General features: G+C 74.0%; 3 protein-coding genes. 1 reads left to right on the forward strand and 2 read right to left on the reverse strand.

Annotated features, from left to right (window positions below):
* On the forward strand, positions 1-1555 hold a 1555-nt coding region (locus VI238_RS06300; protein ID WP_331649593.1), incomplete at its 5' end, for a primosomal protein N'.
* A gap of 20 nt (positions 1556-1575) precedes the next feature.
* On the opposite strand, the gene VI238_RS06305 is transcribed toward VI238_RS06300, so the two are convergent.
* Positions 1576-2769 (reverse strand): hypothetical protein, encoded by a 1194-nt coding sequence (locus VI238_RS06305; protein ID WP_331649595.1) that lies wholly within the window; start codon positions 2767-2769, stop codon positions 1576-1578.
* 114 nt (positions 2770-2883) lie between these two features.
* Positions 2884-3469, reverse strand: a 586-nt coding sequence (locus VI238_RS06310; protein WP_331649597.1) for a hypothetical protein, incomplete at its 5' end; no start/stop codon positions are given.

Here is a 3469-nt window from a genome sequence, read left to right on the forward strand (position 1 = left end):
CGCGCGCGGCTTCGCGCCGTTCGTGCTCGACGGCGTCACCGGCAGCGGCAAGACCGAGGTCTATCTCGAGATCATCCGCGACTGCCTCGCCCGTGGTCGCCAGGCGCTCGTGCTCGTGCCGGAGATCGCGCTGACGCCGCAGGCGCTGCGCCGCTTCCGCGAACGCCTCGGCGTCGAGGTCGCCGCGCTGCACTCCGGCCTCGGCGATGCCGAGCGCGCACGCGCCTGGCTCGCCGCCGCGCGCGGCGAGGCACCGCTCGTGCTCGGCACGCGCTCGGCCGTGCTCGTGCCACTCGCGCGGCCGGGCGTGATCGTCGTCGACGAAGAGCACGACGCGTCGTACAAGCAGCAGGAAGGCTTCCGCTACCACGCACGCGACCTCGCGGTCGTGCGCGCGAAGGCGCTCGGCGTCCCGATCGTGCTCGGCTCGGCGACGCCATCGCTCGAGAGCCTCGCGAACGTCGATGCGCGGCGCTACCGGCTGCTCCGCCTCGACCGCCGCGCCGGGCGCGCCGAACCGCCCGCGCTGCAGGTCGTCGACCTGCGCCGCCAGCGCCTGCAGCACGGGCTCGCCGCGCCCGCGCTTGCGGCGATCGCGGCCTGCCTCGCACGCGACGAGCAGGTGCTCGTGTTCCGCAACCGGCGCGGCTACGCGCCCGTGCTGCTCTGCCACGATTGCGGCTGGAGCGCCCGCTGCCCGGATTGCGAGCGCGCGCTGACCCTGCACAAGCGCGAGCACCGCCTGCGCTGCCATCACTGCGGCCACGAGGAACGCGTGCCCGACGCCTGCCCGTCCTGCACCGGACTCGCGCTGCACGCGATCGGCGAAGGCACCGAGCGGCTCGAGGACGCCCTCGGGGCGCACTTTCCGGGGGTGCAGATCGTGCGGGTCGATCGCGACACCACGCGTGGCCGCCGCCTGCGCGACGCGCTGTTCGACAGCTTGCCCGACGCCGGCGCGCGCATCCTCGTCGGCACGCAGATGCTGGCCAAGGGCCACGACCTGCCGCACCTCACGCTCGTCGTCGTGGTCGGCGTCGACGAGGGTCTCTACAGCGTCGACTTCCGTGCCGGCGAGCGGCTCGGCCAGCTCGTCGTGCAGGTCGCCGGCCGCGCCGGTCGCGCCGATCGGCCGGGCACGGTGATCCTGCAGACGCACGATCCCGCGCATCCGCTGCTCGGTGTCCTGCTCAACGGCGGCTACCGCGCGCTCGCCGCACGCCTGCTCGACGAGCGCCGCAGCGCGGGCTTGCCTCCGTTCGTGCAGTTCGCGCTGCTGCGCGCCGAAGCGCCGCAGCAGGACGTACTCGACCGGTTCCTGCGCGCCGCCGCGGCGGGTGCGACGCCGATGCCCGCGGGCGTGAGCCTGCACGGACCCCTCGCGGCACCGATGCCGCGCCGCGCAGGCGCGTGGCGCGCGCAGATCCTCGTCGAAGCGGGCGAACGCGCCGCCTTGCAGGCGTTCCTTCCCGGCTGGCTCGATGCGGTGCGCGCGCTGCCGGACGAGCGCCGCGTGCGCTGGTCGATCGACGTCGATCCGGTCGACCTGTACTGAAGGGCGTCGTGCCGCGCGCGTCAGCGCAGCGGACCGATCGCCTCGAAGCCGTCGGCGAAGATCCAGTCGTCCTGCTCGACGTGCACGACCGCGCGACGCCGCTGGTAGTTCGGGTCGAGGCCGTTGAGCAGCAGTGTGCGGCCGTCCGGCGTGACCCCGACGACGAGCAGATCGACCCAGTCGGCCGCGCCGAACTCGATGCCCCAGCCGGCGAGGAACGCGGTGATGTCCTGCGGACCGTCGGTGGCGGTCCAGTAGAAGCCGTGGTTGGTCGGCCCGAGGTTGGGGTCGAACACGACATAGCTGCCGACGACGACGTTGCCGTCTTCGCTCGACTCGAACGCGTACGTCACTGCGCCGGCCTGCGCGCCGTCGGGGAGGTCGAGGTACTCGAGGCCGACGCCCGCGCGCCAACGCCACGCACGCGGATCGCCGAGGCCGTTCTCGACGCCGGCGCCGACGATGACCGAGCAGTCGCTGTTGCAGCCGATCGCCTGGCCCACCCGCTGGCCCTGCGCGTCGGTGATCCAGCTCGGCACACCGTCGTCCCAGCGCAAGCCGTAGCGCGTGTAGTCGTCGGGCGCGGGTTCGCCGAAGCCGGCGACGACATGCCCGTCGTTCGACGCGGCCCAGGCCTGCGCGCTGAACGCGTCGGCGGGCAGCGCGAGCGGGACCTGGCCGCCTGCCGCGGTCCACGACCACGGCAGTTGCGGCCAGGGTCCTTCCGGCGGCGGCACCGCGGGTTCGGCCGAGCCGGTCAGCACGGTGCCGTCGGACGAGACGCCGAACACCGAGGCGCTGCCGAGCGTCGCGCTCGCGCCCGAGATGCGCGCCCAGTCGGTGCCACCGGTCCAGATTTCCGGAGCGGCGACCGGCGCATCGCCGCCGTCGTCGAAATAGCCGGTGGTCGCGATCGTGCTGCCGTCCTTCGACACCAGCGGGGTGATGTTATCGAGCGTGAAGGTCAAGCCGCCGCCGAGCACCTCGGGCACGCCGCCGGGCTGCCAGCGCACGACGAGGCCATCCGGGTAGACGACGCCGATCACCGTACCGTCCGCCGCGATGTTCGTCGCTCCGGCGACCGTGTAGCCGTCGGGCACGGGCAATTCGGCGAGCGTCACCGTATCGGCGACGGCGGCCGGCGCGACGGACAGCAGCAGCACCGCGCACAGCGGACGCAGGAAGACACGGTTGGACGGGGGCGACGCGATCATGGACGGCTCCGGCAGTTCGGGGTTCCGCGCAGGTTCCGTCCCCTTGCGGGCCGGGTCACTCCAAGCGCGCTCCAATCGCATGACGGGCGCTTCCGTCATGCATGACGAACGCATTCACCGCGGCGCCGTCGCCTCGGGCGGTGCGAGCAGGGCGACCGGAATTTCGCGTTCGCCCGCGAGCGCCTGCGCCTGGCGCAGCGCGTTGAACCACGCCTCGCGCGGCCCGAGTTGCGCGAACAGCCGCAGCTGGAGCAGCGCACTGTCGAAGTCGCGCGCGGCCCACGGCGCGACGCGGCCGATCACCGCGACGGCAGGGTCGCGCGCGCCGGCATCGAGCAGGTATGGCCCCTGCACCGCGGCGACCGCGACGATCTCGGCCGGCACGCCGCGCCGGTCGGCGCTCGCGGCCGCATGCTGGAGCCAGCCCATCGCGCAGCCGTCGCGCACGTGGATGCACCATTCGGCCATCGCGAGGGCGTCGTCGACGGCGCCGGGCTCGTTCGCCGCGGTCAGCGGTGCTTCGCGCCGGCGGTCCAGCAGCACGTAAGCATCCCCGCTGCGGCCGAGCGCGAGCAACGCACGCTGGCGCACGCGCACGACCGCGCCGCGATCGCCGTCGGCACCGGAGGCGGGCCAGTCGGCGAGCGCATCGGCCGCCGCGCGCGCGGCGTCCTCCCAACGCCGTTCGCGCGCGGCGAGA

The organism is Dokdonella sp., assembly GCF_036518555.1.
GTDB lineage: Bacteria > Pseudomonadota > Gammaproteobacteria > Xanthomonadales > Rhodanobacteraceae > Dokdonella_A.

Bases quoted from the DNA above. Each gene is read 5' to 3' on its own strand.
- VI238_RS06305 (WP_331649595.1), bottom strand. From the start codon at position 2,769: ATGATCGCGTCGCCCCCGTCCAACCGTGTCTTCCTGCGTCCGCTGTGC.